Annotated in this window: 18 protein-coding genes; 6 read left to right on the top strand and 12 right to left on the bottom strand. The window is 66.2% G+C overall.

The features are described from left to right. Window positions 1-46: 46 nt before the first annotated feature. From AC04ME_RS13360 to AC04ME_RS13340, 5 genes are all read right to left on the bottom strand, one after another. Entirely contained in the window at window positions 47-373 is a 327-nt protein-coding gene (locus AC04ME_RS13360; RefSeq protein WP_042541663.1) for a DUF2469 family protein, read from the bottom strand. Window positions 374-420: 47 nt separating this feature from the next. Then, window positions 421-1,080, bottom strand: a complete 660-nt coding sequence (locus AC04ME_RS13355) for a ribonuclease HII (protein WP_309688190.1) — start codon at window positions 1,078-1,080, stop codon at window positions 421-423. After that, the gene (lepB, locus tag AC04ME_RS13350) at window positions 1,077-1,811 is read right to left on the bottom strand and encodes a signal peptidase I (protein WP_042541665.1); all 735 of its coding nucleotides are present in this window, start codon (window positions 1,809-1,811) and stop codon (window positions 1,077-1,079) included. The genes AC04ME_RS13355 and lepB overlap by 4 nt, the downstream gene beginning before the upstream one ends. 118 nt (window positions 1,812-1,929) lie before the next feature. Continuing rightward, window positions 1,930-2,277 (bottom strand): 50S ribosomal protein L19, encoded by a 348-nt coding sequence (gene rplS / locus AC04ME_RS13345; RefSeq protein ID WP_042542128.1) that lies wholly within the window; start codon window positions 2,275-2,277, stop codon window positions 1,930-1,932. Window positions 2,278-2,454: 177 nt separating this feature from the next. Then, window positions 2,455-2,943: an MFS transporter permease gene (locus tag AC04ME_RS13340; RefSeq protein WP_079112745.1), complete on the bottom strand. Its 489-nt coding sequence runs from the start codon at window positions 2,941-2,943 to the stop codon at window positions 2,455-2,457. A 121-nt stretch (window positions 2,944-3,064) separates the two neighbouring features. Between AC04ME_RS13340 and map the strand changes: the two genes are divergently transcribed. Next, on the top strand, window positions 3,065-3,847 hold the full coding sequence (gene map / locus AC04ME_RS13335; RefSeq protein WP_079112744.1) for a type I methionyl aminopeptidase: 783 nt from the start codon (window positions 3,065-3,067) through the stop codon (window positions 3,845-3,847). Window positions 3,848-3,871: 24 nt separating this feature from the next. On the opposite strand, the gene AC04ME_RS13330 is transcribed toward map, so the two are convergent. Further along, entirely contained in the window at window positions 3,872-4,609 is a 738-nt protein-coding gene (locus AC04ME_RS13330) for a class I SAM-dependent methyltransferase (protein WP_475435406.1), read from the bottom strand. Between the two features lie 90 nt (window positions 4,610-4,699). On the opposite strand from AC04ME_RS13330, the gene AC04ME_RS13325 reads away from it, so the two are divergent. Further along, window positions 4,700-5,272 (top strand): histidine phosphatase family protein, encoded by a 573-nt coding sequence (locus tag AC04ME_RS13325; protein WP_079113968.1) that lies wholly within the window; start codon window positions 4,700-4,702, stop codon window positions 5,270-5,272. Here the strand turns inward: AC04ME_RS13325 and trmD are convergent. The 4 genes from trmD to rpsP are packed head-to-tail and all read right to left on the bottom strand — an operon-like array spanning window position 5,269 to window position 7,259. Next, a complete protein-coding gene (trmD, locus tag AC04ME_RS13320) occupies window positions 5,269-5,979 on the bottom strand; it encodes a tRNA (guanosine(37)-N1)-methyltransferase TrmD (RefSeq protein WP_079112742.1) in 711 nt (236 codons plus the stop codon). The genes AC04ME_RS13325 and trmD overlap by 4 nt on opposite strands. Window positions 5,980-5,998: 19 nt before the next feature. Next, the gene (gene rimM, locus AC04ME_RS13315) at window positions 5,999-6,610 is read right to left on the bottom strand and encodes a ribosome maturation factor RimM (RefSeq protein WP_042541670.1); all 612 of its coding nucleotides are present in this window, start codon (window positions 6,608-6,610) and stop codon (window positions 5,999-6,001) included. Then, a complete protein-coding gene (locus AC04ME_RS13310; protein WP_042541671.1) occupies window positions 6,603-6,833 on the bottom strand; it encodes an RNA-binding protein in 231 nt (76 codons plus the stop codon). Before AC04ME_RS13310 ends, rimM begins: the two co-directional genes overlap by 8 nt. 6 nt (window positions 6,834-6,839) lie before the next feature. Continuing rightward, window positions 6,840-7,259: a 30S ribosomal protein S16 gene (rpsP, locus tag AC04ME_RS13305; protein WP_042541672.1), complete on the bottom strand. Its 420-nt coding sequence runs from the start codon at window positions 7,257-7,259 to the stop codon at window positions 6,840-6,842. 209 nt (window positions 7,260-7,468) lie between these two features. Between rpsP and AC04ME_RS13300 the strand changes: the two genes are divergently transcribed. Further along, window positions 7,469-8,620, top strand: a complete 1,152-nt coding sequence (locus AC04ME_RS13300) for a glutamate--cysteine ligase (RefSeq protein ID WP_311879215.1) — start codon at window positions 7,469-7,471, stop codon at window positions 8,618-8,620. A 3-nt stretch (window positions 8,621-8,623) separates the two neighbouring features. Here the strand turns inward: AC04ME_RS13300 and AC04ME_RS13295 are convergent, their stop codons facing one another. Beyond that, window positions 8,624-9,595 carry a sugar-binding transcriptional regulator gene (locus AC04ME_RS13295; protein WP_042541673.1) on the bottom strand — a complete coding sequence of 324 codons (972 nt, stop codon included), beginning with the start codon at window positions 9,593-9,595 and terminating at the stop codon, window positions 8,624-8,626. A 100-nt stretch (window positions 9,596-9,695) separates the two neighbouring features. Between AC04ME_RS13295 and AC04ME_RS13290 the strand changes: the two genes are divergently transcribed. From AC04ME_RS13290 to glpK, 3 genes are all read left to right on the top strand, one after another. Then, a complete protein-coding gene (locus tag AC04ME_RS13290) occupies window positions 9,696-11,405 on the top strand; it encodes a glycerol-3-phosphate dehydrogenase/oxidase (RefSeq protein ID WP_475435402.1) in 1,710 nt (569 codons plus the stop codon). Window positions 11,406-11,497: 92 nt separating this feature from the next. Continuing rightward, window positions 11,498-12,250, top strand: coding sequence for an MIP/aquaporin family protein (locus AC04ME_RS13285; protein WP_475435400.1), 753 nt, complete (start codon window positions 11,498-11,500; stop codon window positions 12,248-12,250). 29 nt (window positions 12,251-12,279) lie between these two features. Continuing rightward, window positions 12,280-13,794: a glycerol kinase GlpK gene (gene glpK / locus AC04ME_RS13280; RefSeq protein WP_042541676.1), complete on the top strand. Its 1,515-nt coding sequence runs from the start codon at window positions 12,280-12,282 to the stop codon at window positions 13,792-13,794. A gap of 2 nt (window positions 13,795-13,796) precedes the next feature. On the opposite strand, the gene AC04ME_RS13275 is transcribed toward glpK, so the two are convergent. Then, window positions 13,797-14,732, bottom strand: a complete 936-nt coding sequence (locus AC04ME_RS13275; protein WP_475435399.1) for a LysR family transcriptional regulator — start codon at window positions 14,730-14,732, stop codon at window positions 13,797-13,799. Window positions 14,733-14,776 lie beyond the last annotated feature (44 nt).

Here is a 14,776-nt window from a genome sequence, read left to right as displayed (position 1 = left end):
AGTCCCTCGGGACAGCCCGTCAGAAACCTGAGCCGTGCAGAAGAGGTCACTCCCCGTCGAGCGACAGCTCTTGCGGCAGTTCGAACTCGCGGCGCTGCAGCTCTTCGACGTTGACGTCTTTGAACGTCAGCACCCGCACGGCCTTCACGAAGCGGTCGGCACGGTAGATGTCCCACACCCAGACGTCACTCATCGAGATCTCGAAGTAGAAGTCGTGCTCGGTATCGCGGCGTACGACATTCACCTCATTGGCGAGGTAGAACCGCCGTTCGGTCTCGACCACATACTGGAACTGTGCGACGACGTCGCGATACTCGCGGAACAGCGCGAGCTCGAGCTCGCGGTCGTAGTCGTCGAAGGCTTCCTCATCCATGATCCCTCCATCCTAGAGTCGGCGACACTGCGATGCCGCACGCAGGCTCAGAACAGAGTCGGGACATCTGCGATGGCCCAGGATGATCGGTGATGCGGGGAGAGCCCGAGGCTCCTGATCGCATCGCGATGCTCGAGGCTCGCATATCCCTTGTTCCTGTCCCACTGATACGCGGGGTGGCTCTCGTGGAGCTCGGCCATGTAGGTGTCTCTCGCCACCTTCGCGATCACCGATGCCGCTGAGACCGACGCGCAGTCACGGTCTCCTTTGACCACGGGCCGCACGCGCAGCGGAACCGGATGCACGGGCGAGACGTAGTCGTGATTGCCGTCGAGCAGCACGAGCGCTCCGTCGAGCACCACTCCCGAATCGACCACGCTCTGCACGGCGCGGGATGCCGCGAGCCCGAGCGCCCGCATGATGCCCACCGAGTCGACCTCGGCCGCACTCGCCCAGCCGACTCCCGATGCCTGCACCCATGCCGCGGCCCTCGCAGCGACGTCAGGTCGACGCCTCTCAGTGACGAGCTTCGAATCCCGGAGTCCTTCGGGCACGCGACGGCGCGCACCGGCCGCATCCATCACGGCAGCTCCGACCGCCACCGGCCCGGCAAGCGCGCCGCGTCCGACCTCGTCGAGGGAGATGATGAGATCGCACTCACTCAGCAGCCTGCGCTCGAGAGTGAGCTTCGGAGCGACGACGCTCATTCCGGATCCGGGACGCCGTTGAAGCTGTCGTGGTGGCCGTCGATCGTTCCCATACGGTCGAAGGGCCATGTCGTGAAGAACGCCTTGCCGACGACGTTCTCGATCGGCACGAATCCGCCGCTGGGGAGATCCTGATGCGCCCGCGAGTCCCGCGAACGATCCCGGTTGTCTCCGAGCAGCCAGAGGGACCCCTCCGGCACGACCACGTCGAAGGGTTCGTTGGACGCAGCGGTGTCGCCGTCCGGGAGATTCAGGTAGCCGAGCTCGTCGATGGGCGCACCGTTGACCGTGATCTGCCCGAGCGCGTTGCAGCAGACGACGTGGTCGCCCGGCAATCCGATCACCCGTTTGACGAGGTGATCCTGAGAGTCCGTGGCAGAGATCCCGATGACGTTGAGCATCCAGTCGAACGCTTCGATGAGCGGAGGCTGAGCCGGAGTCTGCGGCTGCCCGTCGAGCCACCCGCCGGGATCCTTGAAGACGACGACATCGCCGCGTTCGTAGTCGTTCCACCGGGGTGTCAACTCATCGACGAGGATGCGATCTTTCACCATCAGGGTGCGTTCCATCGAGGCCGACGGAATGTAGAAGGAGCGGACGACGAAAGTCTTCACGACGAAGGAGACGAGCGCCGCGATCACGACGATCACGAGGACGTCTCGCAGGAAGACGAGGAACCCGCGACGCCGCTTCGTCGGTGGAGTGGACGCGGCGGCGGAGTCAGTCGTCATGAGGGTTCCTTCACAGTCTCGCACCGCACGGAGACGGCATCATCAAGGGTCGCACACCCCGGGGATAACACAGCACCCCGGGACATCGTGTCCCGGGGTGCTGTGGAGAACCTGCGCGTCAGTTGTCGCGCTTCTCCTTGATCTTCGCCTTCTTGCCCCGCAGCTGGCGGAGGTAGTAGAGCTTCGCGCGACGCACGTCACCGCGGGTGACGACCTCGATGTGGTCGATCACCGGGGAGTGCACCGGGAACGTACGCTCGACGCCCACCTGGAAGCTGATCTTGCGAACGGTGAAGGTCTCGCGCACTCCATCGCCCTGGCGGCCGATGACGACTCCCTTGAAGACCTGGATACGCGAGCGGGTGCCCTCGGTGATGTTTACGTGCACGTTGACCGTGTCACCGGGGTTGAAGACGGGAACGTCTGAACGCAGCGATGCTGCGTCGACGGCGTCGAGGATCTGCATGATCGTCTCTCTCTGCACTCGCCTCAGGTCGGTTGCATGATGTAAGTAGGAACAAGAAGAGGTGTGCTGAACGGAGCCGAAGCGTCCGTGGGCTCCCCTGAGGCAGAACCGGTCACGGCACAAACATTCATTCTGCCATGGATGCCGCACACGGCCAAAACGCCGTGCGCCGCGTCCTCAGTCCCGTGTGTCCTTCTCGCGGACCACGATGACTTCGTGTGCGCGGGTCTCTGGCACCGGCTCATCGACACCCGGCACGGATGACCACGCGATGGTCTCGCGGATCCGTGCTCCGCTCCCCTTCGCCTCGTTCCACAGCTGCCAGAGCTGCAGCCAGAACAGGCCGATGCCGACCACCACCGCTGCCGCGAGCAGCCAGCCGAAGGCGCCGTCGATGAAGCACCCGACCGCGATGGTCAGCCCATGCCAGATCGTGAAGCCGCCGACATCCCACCAGGAGACCGCCCGCTCGACGCGCACCGACGGACGCGATCGGGTCAGGAGCGTGAGGAGCAGCTGACCGACGAAGACCGAGGGCACCGCGATGAACAGCACCCACAGGATCGCCCATCCGCCCTGGAAGACGCCCCACCCCACGAGCAGCCAGAGCGGCAGCAGGAACGCGGCCGGAATCAGCCACCGGAAGAACGCCTGACGCAACCACATGCCTCAAATCGTACGACGCGGGGCTCGACATCGTCACGGTGTTCGCTGTGAGCGCGCGGTCTCTGCGCGGACGCCCGCGTCCGGGAGATCGGGGAGAATGGAGTGGACGAGAGGACACCCGATGATCGAACTGCGCACCCCTGCCGAGATCGACGAGATGCGCGCCGCCGGTCGCTTCGTGGCTGAGACCCTGGCAACCCTGCGCGACGAGACGAAGGTCGGCACGAATCTGCTGTCGATCGACCGTCGAGCGCACGACATGATCCGTAAGGCCGGAGCGGAGTCGTGCTACATCGACTACCACCCGTCCTTCGGTGCCAGCCCGTTCGGCAAGGTGATCTGCACGTCGATCAACGACGCGGTGCTCCATGGGCTCCCTCATGACTACACGCTTCGCGACGGGGACCTGGTGTCGCTGGACTTCGCGGTGTCCGTGGACGGCTGGGTGGCGGACTCGGCCCTCTCGTTCGTCGTGGGCACCCCGCGAGAGGAAGACCTGCGCATCATCGACACGACGGAGCGCGCGCTCGATGCGGCGATCGGCGCAGCGGTCGTCGGCAACCGTATCGGCGACATCTCGGCGGCCATCGCGGCGGTGTCGCGCGGCGAGGGGTACTCGATCAACACCGACTTCGGCGGACACGGCGTGGGGCGCATCATGCACGGCGACCCGCACGTTCCCAACGACGGCCGGGCCGGGCGCGGGTTCCCGCTGCGCGAGGGCCTGGTGTTCGCTCTCGAACCGTGGCTGCTCGAGACGACAGACGAGCTCGTCACCGATCCCGACGGCTGGACCCTTCGGAGCGTCGACGGATCCCGGGGCGCCCATTCGGAGCACACCGTCGCAGTGACGGCGGATGGCCCCATCATCCTCACCGACAGGTCGTTCCTCGGCGTCCGCTGACTCCCGATGCTCCGCTCGTGTTCCTCACGCGCGGCGGTAGACGAACACATCCGTGACGATGGGCAGGTCGTACTCGTCGTGGTCGCGTGTCTCGGGATCTGAATCCAGCACCGCTTCGATGGCGGCGAACATCTCCGCGCGCGCTGCCTCATCGGCGACGAGGAAGGTGCTCACGGTCGACCAGCGACCGAGGTACGCGTCGCGTCGAATCCGCTCCGTCGAGTGGATCTGCTCGTGGCGCACGAAGTCGAAGCCGGGAAGCTCGTGTGTCGAGGTGCTCGTGGTGACGTCTGCATCCCCCACCGCGGGGTGCGCGATCCGGTGCGCCGCGCGATCCCACGCGCACGTCGGATCGAAACGGTTCCAGATGAGTCCGAGGGTTCCCCCCGGTGTGAGCACTCGCGCCATCTCCGCACACGCGGCCTCCTCGTCGAACCAGTGGAAGGCCTGCGCGACCGTCACGACATCAGCGACCTCGGACTCCATCGGTATCCGCTCGGCGCTGCCGAGATGCGCCTCGACCCCGGGCAGCTTCGAGCGCAGGATCTCGAGCATCGGCTCCGACGGCTCGACTGCGACGACACGCTCTGCCCATCCCGCGAGCAGTTCTGTGAACTTCCCGGTGCCTGCACCCAGATCCAGCGCCGTGCGCACGCTGTGAGGCATCACCACGCCGGCTGCAGCAGGAGGGAAGCCTGGACGGTAACGGTCGTAGTCTGCACCGGTGAGGGTGAACGATTTCGCCAGCGCGTCGTCGACCATGCTGCGACGCTATCAGGCGCCCGCGATCTCACCCGTCCTGCGACAGTGCGACTGTGCCATCCTGAGTGCATGATTCCGGAGGATCGCCACGTGCCAGAGCATCTGTTCCTGGCTCGGCACGGGCAGACCCGATGGAATCTCGAGCATCGGCTGCAGGGGCAGCTCGACTCGCCCCTGACCGAGGACGGCATCCGACAGGCGCAGAGCGTTGCGGAGCGGGTCGCCGATCGCGGCATCACGACCGTGTGCTTCAGCCCGCTGGGCCGCGCACGACACACGGCAGCGATCATCGCTGATCGGATCGGCGCAGACCTCATCGAAGTGCCGGAGCTCGCCGACCTCGACCACGGCGAGATGGCCGGCCTGACCTGGGACGAGATCGATCAGCGATTCCCCAGGGCGCGCGAAGACCGCGCGGCGAACCGATACGGCTGGGCGTTTCCCGGGGGCGAGAGCTATGCCCAGGCGAGAGGACGCGCGCGCCGGGCGCTGACATCCTGCGGATGGGCTTCGAGGGGCGTTCCTCTGCTCGTCAGTCACGAGATGCTCGGCCGGCTGCTGCGAGCACACCTCCGAGGCTTGGACGCGCATTCCGCGTTGTCGCTGAGGCACCCGCAGGACGTGGTGTTCGAGATCGACCGCGGAACCGAGCGGATGCTCTAGTTCTCGTCGTCCGGCAGCAGATCCGGCCGACGGCGACGCGTCCGCTCGATCTGCTGATCGCGACGCCAGGAGGCGATCACGGCGTGGTTGCCGCTCAACAGCACCTCGGGTACGGCCCGTTCCCGCCACACCGAGGGCTTCGTGTAAGACGGGTACTCCAGGAGTCCGTCTTCGTGCGATTCCTCGACGAGGCTCTCCGGGTTGCCCACGACACCGGGGATCAGACGTCCGATCGCCTCGATCATCGCCATGGTCGCGACTTCTCCTCCGTTGAGGACGTAGTCGCCGAGACTGACGAGTCGCACCTCGCCGAGCGACGCCGCATACTCGAACACCCGCTCGTCGATGCCCTCGTACCGGCCGCATCCGAAGATGAGGTGATCGCGGGTGCTGAGGTCACGAGCCGTGGCCTGGGTGAAGACCTCGCCCGCGGGAGAAGGGAAGATGATGGTCGGCCGACGGCCCTCATCGGAAGGAGCCGACGACGCCAGCTCATCGAGCGCGAGCCCCCAGGGCTCCGGCTTCATGACCATCCCCGCTCCACCCCCGTACGGGGTGTCGTCCACGGTGCGGTGGCGGTCGGAGGTCCAGTCCCGAAGGTCCCGGACGCGCAGGTCGAGGATGCCGGCGCTCTGCGCCTTCCCGAGCAGGGAGAGCGTCAGGCCGTCGAAGTACGACGGGAAGATGGAGAGGACGTCGATGCGCACGGGCAGACCGTACCCGTGGTCACTCGGTGGCGTCGGAGTCCGAGGACTCCCCCGCCTCCGTCGCCTCGGAAGCGTCGGGAAGCTCTTCGAAGAGTCCAGCGGGCGGCGTCACGATGACGCGTCCTGCTCTCACGTCGACCGTCGGAACGATCGCCTCGACGAAAGGCACCATGATGTCCTGGTCGCCTGACCTGACGATGAGCAGGTCCTGCGCCGGGAAGTGCTCGACCCGAGCGACTCTGCCCACCACGACACCATCACGGACGACATCGAGCCCAGTGAGCTGGTGGTCGAACCACGCGTTGTCCTCGACCTCGTCGTTGTCCTGATCGATCCAGAGGATCGCTCGGACGAGGGTCTCTGCACCCTCACGATCGTCGACGTCCTTGAAGAACACGACGGGGTTGCCGTTCATCACCCGGTACTCGCGAACGACGACCGTCTTGCCGTGCCACGGAGATGCTTCAGGCACCTGCAACGTGAACTCGGCCCCTGGAGTGAAACGACGCTCGGGATTGTCGGTGTAGAGCTCCAGCTTCAGAGCGCCCTTGAGACCGTGGGCCTTGACGAGGCGCCCGACCCGCAGCTGATTCTTGCCCTGGTTGCGGTCTGTCGACACCACGTCAGTCATCCGCGACATCGACACGCACACGACGCCCGTCTGCAAGAGCGGAGATGAGCGTGCGCAGTGCTTTCGCGGTGCGGCCGCCGCGCCCGATCACGCGTCCACGGTCGTCGGGGTGCACGCGCACCTCGAGGAGATCGCCTCTCGGCGAGGTGGAAGCGTTGATGCGGACATCCTCGGGGTGATCGACGATCCCCTTGACGATGTGTTCGAGCGCGGCGGCGAGCACGACGAATTACTCGGCGTCGGCGGCGGGAGCCTCAGCGGCCTCCGCGTCGGCCTTGGCCGGAGCCTCGGCCTTCTTCTCGACCTTGGGCTTCACGACGGACTTCTTGGACGCGTCGATCTCGAACGGAACCTTGGGCTCCTTGACCTTGAGGGTGGACTTCGCGTCCTTGTCGCCCTTGAACTTGCCCCAGTCGCCCGTGATCTTGAGCAGCGCTGCGACCTGCTCGGTCGGCTGAGCACCGACGGACAGCCAGTACTGCGCACGGTCGGAGTCGATCTCGATGAACGAGGGCTCCTCGGTGGGGTGGTACTTGCCGATCTCCTCGATCACGCGACCATCACGCTTGGTCTTCGAGTCGGCGACGACGATGCGGTAGTACGGCGCACGGATCTTGCCCAGGCGCTTGAGACGAATCTTGACAGCCACGATTCTCCTGAATTGTGTGGAAGGTAACGAACCGATCGCCTGGAGAGTGGGGTGCACACCCGGCGGAAGCTCAAATAGGGAGGACAAGTGCTGGATAGAGGGTCGAGCACGTCGTCCGACCTTCTATTCTGCCAGATCCGCGGCCAAGGAGCGAAACGGGACGACACGGCGGTTGCCGTGTCGTCTGCACCGCATGTCAGACTGTGCTCGTGAAGCTCGATTTCGCGTCATCGGCCCGGTCCACAGTAGGCCTCGAATGGGAGATCATGCTCGCCGACCCGGTGAGCGGTGATCTCGTAGGCCGCGCCCCTGAGCTGCTGTCGGCACTCGAGCACGAAAGCGCCGACGAACGCCATACGGTGACGGGTGAGCTGCTCACCAACACCATCGAGGTCACCAGCGGCATCGGCGATTCGGTGGCGCACGCGGTCGACGACATCGCCAACGCGATCTCTGCCGTGCGCTCGGCCACGGATCCCGCCGGCATCGAACTGCTCTCCGCAGGCAGCCACCCGTTCGCACAGTGGTACCAGCAGGAAGTGACCGACAAGACCCGCTACCACACCTTGATCGAGCGGACCCAATGGTGGGGCCGCAACATGATGATCTGGGGGATCCACGTCCACATCGGCGTCGAGGATCAGCGCAAGGTCATCCCCATCATCAACGCCCTCGCGGCATACCTCCCGCATCTGCAGGCGCTTGCCGCGTCGAGTCCGTTCTGGGCCGGTGAGCGCACCGGGTACGCGTCCAACCGCGCCCTGGTCTTCCAGCAGCTGCCCACGGCCGGACTCCCCTGGCCACTCGACGACTGGTCCGACTATGAGGCCTATCTCGACGACATGGTGCGCACCGGTGTGATGGCCGATGCGACCGAGGTGCGCTGGGATATCCGCCCCGCTCCGCGGTGGGGGACGATCGAGGTGCGGGCCTGCGACGGCCTCTCGACCCTGCCCGAGCTGGCAGCGGTGGCCGCCCTCGTCCAGGTCCTGGTGGAGCATCTCTCCCGGCAGTTCGACGAGGGTCGCACTCTCGCACAGATGCCGGCCTGGTACCACCGCGAGAACAAATGGCGCGCGGCACGCTACGGCCTCGACGCCAGGGTGATCGTGGATTCGGCGGGCACCCAGCGGCCGGTGCGGGAGCATCTGTCCGAGGTCCTCGACGAGCTCGCGCCGGTCGCGGTCGAACTCGGCTGCGGGCGAGAGTTCGGCAGCATCGAGACGATACTCACGAACGGCGCGAGCTACGAACGGCAGTTGACGATCGCGAACGCGACGGGCGGCGACCTCGGTGCGGTCGTGCAGCACCTGATCCGGGAGTTCCGTTCCGGCCCCGAATCGTCGACCGACGAGCCGTAGAGGTCAGTCCTCCACGAGTCGGCGCGCGAGCCCCTCGTCGAGGACCACATCCGTGATGAGCTCGGCGGCGATCGCTGCGCGGAGGCTCGCGAGCTTCGGAACTCCCGAGACCACGCACACGCGCCTGGGCACCCTTCGCAGTCTGTCGAGGCCCGGACCGGTGGCGCGGGCGTTCACACGGATGTCCCTCCACGAGCCGTCTGCGCGGAAGAAGACCGTCGCCACGTCGCCGATCGCATGGTCTTCGCGGAGGCTCCGGTAGTCGTCGCGTCCGAGATACCCTCCGACGTACACACGGCTGGGCACCTCCGCGGCGGGAGAGCCGAGACTGAACACGGCGATGTCCATCTTCGACTGCAGATCGAGCACTCTCCGGGTGCTGCGCTCGCGCCACATCGCCTCGCGCGTCGACGGATCGTCGAAGAACGCCGGCACGGGGAACTGCTGCACTTGCGCGCCGAACGCGCTGCCGAAGCGCTGCAGGATGTCGCTCGAGTACTCGACGCCGCTCGTCTGCGTGTTGCCCGCGCCGTTCAACTGCACGAACGTCGTGTTGTGCGTCTCCTTCTGCGTGAGACCGCGGCTCACAGCGCTGATCGTCGATCCCCACGCGACGCCCACGATCATGTTGGAGTCGACGAACTGCGAGAGCAGCCGCCCCGCTGTCAGGGCCACACGCTCGAGCCGCTCCACCTCGCTGACGATCTCGGGGATGGGTACGACGTGCGCGACGAGGCGGTACCTGTCTCTGATGCGCTGCTCGAGCATCCCCAATCGCTCCAGAGGAGAGTTGATCCGGATGTCGACGAGCCCGCTCTCGCGAGCGAAGCTGAGCAGACGGGACACGGATGATCGCGAGGTCTTCAGCTCCTGCGCGATCACCTCCATCGTCTTGTCCTGCATGTAGTAGAGCTGCGCTGCGGTGAGCGCGGCGATCAGCTTGGAGTCGCGGGATCCCGCGTCAGGCTGGGTCATGAGGGCCTCCTCGCCTCGATCTTTGCACATATGTGCAGCGGGCTTGCGCGCGCTGGCCACATGGGTCGAAGCTGGGGGCACGCACAGAGAAGGGTCGAAGATGATCGAGTCGACACACTCATCACCGGAACGCGCCGAAGTCCGCGCCGTCCGTGAGTCCGGACGCACGAGCGTCCTTGTCATCGGAGCCGGGATCAACGGGATCTCGACGTTCCGAGACCTCGCACTTCAGGGCGTCGACGTCCTGCTGGTCGAACGAGGAGACTTCGCTTCCGGCGCCTCCGCGGCATCGAGCCATATGATCCACGGCGGCATCCGCTACCTCGAGAACGGCGAGTTCCGACTCGTCCGTGAATCCGTCGAGGAGCGAAACGGCCTGCTCAAGATCGCGCCGCACTATGTGAAGCCGCTCGAGACCACGATCCCGATCTACTCGACCTTCTCGGGCATCCTGTCCGCCCCCCTGCGTTTTCTCACGCACAAGAGCGGCAAGCCCCAGGAGCGGGGAGCGTTCCTCATCAAGGTCGGGCTCACGATCTACGACACGTTCTCGCGCGATGGGGGCATGGTCCCTCGTCACCGCTTCCTCGGTCGCAAGCGCTCGCTCGCCGAACTCCCCTCGCTCGACCCGAACATCAAGTACACGGCCACCTACTACGACGCCTCCATGCACGATCCCGAGCGTCTGGCGCTCGACGTGCTGCAGGACGGGCGCGCAGCTCATCCGGGCGCCGTCGCCCTGAACTACGTCGAGGCGATCGCCCGCGACGGCAAGAAGATCGTCCTCCGCGATCGTGAGAGCGGCACGGAGTTCTCGGTCGCCGCAGATGTCGTCGTGAACGCATCAGGGCCGTGGACAGACCTCACCAACGACGCGCTCGGCAACGACACGCGCTTCATGGGCGGGACCAAGGGGTCTCACATCGTTCTGGATCACCCCGAGCTTCTCGAGGCGACGCGTGGCCGCGAGATCTTCTTCGAGCACTCTGACGGCCGCATCGTGCTGATCTACCCCCTCAAGGGGCGCGTGCTCGTCGGGACGACGGACATCGACGCCGATCCGCGCGAGGCAGCCGTGTGCACGGAGGAGGAGATCGACTACTTCTTCGACCTGATCCACCACGTGTTCCCGACGATCGACGTGACGCGCGAGCAGATCGTCTTCAACTTCTCCGGCATCCGCCCGCTTCCTCGCCACGAGGACACGGCCCCTGGATTCGTGTCCCGCGACTACCGCATCGAGGTCGACGACAAGGGCGCGGCTCCTCTGGTGAGCCTCGTCGGCGGAAAGTGGACGACGTTCCGCGCGCTCGGCGAGTCGCTGTCCGACGTGGTGCTCGATCTGATCGGCCGCACTCGCACGGTGTCGACCGCCGGCCGGGCCATCGGCGGAGGCCGCGACTTCCCGCGCACCGAGAAGGCTCGTCGAATCTGGATCCAGGAGAACCTCTCGGGTGCCGGCGACCGCGCCGAGCGCCTTCTCGCCCGCTACGGAACACGTGCGGCTCAGGTCTGGGAGTTCATCGAGCAGGGTGATGACGCTCCCCTCGCGGGCGATGACCTCTCCACCCGGGAACTCGCCTGGATGGTGGAGAACGAGATGGTGGCGCGTCTGCAGGATGTCGTCATGCGACGCACCAGCATCGCATTCACCGGTCACGCCGACGCGGATGTGCTCGAAGAGCTTGCCGCAGCCCTGGCTCCTCTGCTCCACTGGGATCGTGCACGCCAGGATGCAGAGCTCGACCAGACGCGCAGGATGCTCAACGAACGACATGGACTCCAGATCTCGTCCCGCGCACGCGGCTGACGAGACATCCGAACGCCGCCCTCCACGCGGCGTAACTCCCAACAAGTGCCAGAGCTATGGGGCTCTGGCACTCAAGAAAGGTCAATGAAGACATGACTGAAGTGAATCTCGGTCTCTACTTCCTCTCGGAGTTCRTCGGCACCGCAATGCTGATCCTCCTCGGATGTGGTGTCGTCGCCAACGTCGCTCTTGCCAAGAACAAGGGCTTCGGCGGCGGCTTCCTGATGGTCAACTGGGGATGGGGTCTCGCGGTCTTCGTGGGTGTCCTCGTCTCGGCGTACTCCGGCGCCATCCTCAACCCGGCGGTCGGCATCGGCCTTCTCGTCGCCGGCAAGATCGACTTCTCGCAGTTCGCGGTGGCGACCGGCGCCGAGCTGCTGGGTGCGATCGTCGGTGCGATCCTCACCTGGCTGGCTTACAAGCAGCACTTCGACGAGGAGCCCGACCCCGCCAACAAGCTCGGCGTCTTCTCGACCGGCCCGGCGATCCGCTCCTACGGCTGGAACCTCGTCACCGAGGTCATCGGCACCTTCGTCCTGGTGTTCGCGATCTTCGCATTCGCCGACTACGGCGACATCGAGATCGGCGTCCCCGGAGGCCTCGGACCACTCAGCGCCCTGCCCGTCGCGCTCGTCGTGGTCGCTATCGGTGCATCGCTCGGTGGACCCACCGGCTACGCGATCAACCCTGCTCGCGACCTCGGACCCCGTATCGCCCACGCCATCCTGCCGATCAAGGGCAAGGGATCGAGCGACTGGTCGTACTCGTGGGTCCCGGTGGTCGGTCCGCTGCTCGGTGGTGTCCTCGCCGCCGTCGCAGCGCCCGTTCTGCTCAACCTCGCCTGAACCCGAACCTGACTTCAAAGGAGAACACAATGGCCGACTACATCATCGCCATCGATCAGGGCACCACCTCCAGCCGCGCGATCATCTTCGACAAGAAGGGCAGCATCGTCGCGACCGGACAGAAGGAGCACGAGCAGATCCTCCCCAAGGCCGGCTGGGTCGAGCACGACCCTGCGGAGATCTGGCGCAACGTGCAGGAGGTCATCGGCCTCGCGCTGAGCCGCGGCGACCTGACACGTCACGACATCGCCGCCGTGGGAATCACCAACCAGCGTGAGACCGCAGTGGTCTGGGACAAGACGACCGGAAAGGCCGTCTACAACGCGATCGTCTGGCAGGACACCCGCACGCAGGAGATCGTCGACCGCCTCGCGGCCGACGGCGGCGTCGAGCGGTTCAAGCCCGTCGTGGGCCTCCCCCTCGCCACCTACTTCTCGGGCACCAAGATCGCCTGGATCCTCGAGAACGTCGAGGGCGCACGGGAGAAGGCCGAGGCGGGCGACCTCGTCTTCGGCACGACCGACAGCTGGGTGCTGTGGAACCTGACGGGCGGCGTCGACGGCGGTGTGCACGTCACCGATGTCACCAACGCCTCACGCACGATGTTCATGGATCTCGAGACGCTCGAGTGGCGCGACGACATCCTCGAGGCATTCGGAGTGCCGCGCTCGATGATGCCGGAGATCCGCTCCTCCTCCGAGGTGTACGGCGCCGCCGAGGACTCGTCTCTGCTCCGGGAGACGCCGATCGCCGGCATCCTGGGTGACCAGCAGGCCGCGACGTTCGGTCAGGCCGCGTTCAACCAGGGCGAGAGCAAGAACACCTACGGCACCGGATGCTTCCTCATCTTCAACACGGGCGAGGAGATCGTCCACTCGAAGAACGGGCTGCTCACCACCGTCGGCTACAAGCTCGGGGACGGACCGACCCACTACGCGCTCGAGGGCTCGATCGCTGTCACCGGATCGCTGATCCAGTGGCTCCGCGACCAGCTCGGGATCATCAGCTCCGCTCCCGAGGTCGAAGAACTCGCGAAGCAGGTGGACGACAACGGTGGCGTATACATCGTCCCCGCGTTCTCCGGCCTGTTCGCACCCTACTGGCGTTCGGACGCCCGCGGTGCGATCGTCGGCCTCACCCGCTACGCGAACAAGAACCACATCGCTCGCGCAGCGCTCGAAGCCGTCGCATTCCAGACCCGCGACGTTCTCGACGCGGTCAACGCGGATGCCGGCGTCGACCTCACCGAACTCAAGGTCGATGGGGGCATGGTCGCGAACGATGCGCTCATGCAGTTCCAGGCCGATGTGCTCGGTGTGCCCGTCGTGCGCCCGGTCGTCGCGGAGACCACCGCGCTGGGTGCCGCGTACGCCGCCGGTCTGGCCGTCGGCTTCTGGAACGGTCTCGACGACCTCTCCGCCAACTGGCAGGAGGATCGTCGTTGGGAACCGTCGATGGAGGACGGCGAGCGTGACCGCCAGCTGCGCCTGTGGCGCAAGGCCGTCACCAAGTCGATGGACTGGGTCGACGAGGACGTGATCTGACCTCAGGACTCTGAGGAGGCGGGCCCGGAGGATTCCTCCGGGCCCGCTTCGTCTTCGACGCGAGGCGTCATCGGCCCGATGACCCGGAGGAACGCGGTGGCGACCGCCCTCGGCGACCGTGCGTCCCAGGCGACGTACTCGACGCGCACCGGTCCTCCGACGATCTCCACGGCGACCGCATGGGGCGCAGCCGCGGCGGCGACGCCCGGCGCCAACAGCGTGATCGCGAGCCCAGCCGACACGAGTCCGAGAATCAGCTCGGCCGAGTCCGCTTCGAACGACACATCGCGAAGCACACCGGCGACACCGAAGGCGGCATCACTCTGCGCGCGCCCTGACGTGCCCGCGGGGAAGTCCGCGAACACCTCTTCGGCAAGGTCTTCCAACGCGAGGTGTTCGCGCCGTGCGAGTCGGTGGGTCGACGGCACGACGGCCACCAGGCGCTCGCGGGCGAGCTCTCGCGAGGCCACGCCACCGGGGCGGACGTCCTCGTGCAGGCCCAGCATCGCGACATCGAGCTCTCCTCGGCGCACCGCGGCTGCCAAGGCATCGCTGTTGCCCATGCTGAGCTGCACCCGCGCCTCCGGGTGCTCCGCTCTGAACCGCGAGATCGCGTCAGGCACGGAGACCGCGGTGACCGTCGGGATCACACCGAGACGAAGCGTGCCGACGACCCGACCCGCGGCCGCCGCTGCGGCCTCACGCGCCTGGTCCGCTGCAGCCAGCGCGGCCCTCGCATGAACGAGGAACGCTTCCCCCGCCTCCGTCGTCCTGACGCTGCGACTCGAACGCACGAACAGGCGCTGGCCGAGTTCGCGCTCCAGCGCCGCGATCTGGTGGCTGAGGGCCGACTGCGTCACGAAACAGCGCTCGGCCGCGCGCGTGAAACTCGACGAGGACGCGACCTCGACGACGTATTTGAGCTGCTGCAGATCCACGTATCCATGATCCTCATTCATGGATCCCGTGACAAGCATGCGTT

It is taken from the genome of Microbacterium sp. LjRoot205 (genome assembly GCF_056175745.1).
The sequence above is the reverse complement of the archived record's forward strand: the minus strand, read 5'-3'. Positions and strand labels throughout refer to the sequence as shown.

Excerpts from the sequence above, each read along its gene's own strand:
- AC04ME_RS13360 (WP_042541663.1), bottom strand. The coding sequence starts at position 373 with ATGGATGAGGAAGCCTTCGACGACTACGACCGCGAGCTCGAGCTCGCG.
- AC04ME_RS13355 (WP_309688190.1), bottom strand. The coding sequence starts at position 1,080 with ATGAGCGTCGTCGCTCCGAAGCTCACTCTCGAGCGCAGGCTGCTGAGT.
- lepB (WP_042541665.1), bottom strand. The coding sequence starts at position 1,811 with ATGACGACTGACTCCGCCGCCGCGTCCACTCCACCGACGAAGCGGCGT.
- rplS (WP_042542128.1), bottom strand. The coding sequence starts at position 2,277 with ATGCAGATCCTCGACGCCGTCGACGCAGCATCGCTGCGTTCAGACGTT.
- AC04ME_RS13340 (WP_079112745.1), bottom strand. The coding sequence starts at position 2,943 with ATGTGGTTGCGTCAGGCGTTCTTCCGGTGGCTGATTCCGGCCGCGTTC.
- map (WP_079112744.1), top strand. The coding sequence starts at position 3,065 with ATGATCGAACTGCGCACCCCTGCCGAGATCGACGAGATGCGCGCCGCC.
- AC04ME_RS13330 (WP_475435406.1), bottom strand. The coding sequence starts at position 4,609 with ATGGTCGACGACGCGCTGGCGAAATCGTTCACCCTCACCGGTGCAGAC.
- rimM (WP_042541670.1), bottom strand. The coding sequence starts at position 6,610 with ATGACTGACGTGGTGTCGACAGACCGCAACCAGGGCAAGAATCAGCTG.
- AC04ME_RS13295 (WP_042541673.1), bottom strand. The coding sequence starts at position 9,595 with ATGACCCAGCCTGACGCGGGATCCCGCGACTCCAAGCTGATCGCCGCG.
- AC04ME_RS13290 (WP_475435402.1), top strand. The coding sequence starts at position 9,696 with ATGATCGAGTCGACACACTCATCACCGGAACGCGCCGAAGTCCGCGCC.
- glpK (WP_042541676.1), top strand. The coding sequence starts at position 12,280 with ATGGCCGACTACATCATCGCCATCGATCAGGGCACCACCTCCAGCCGC.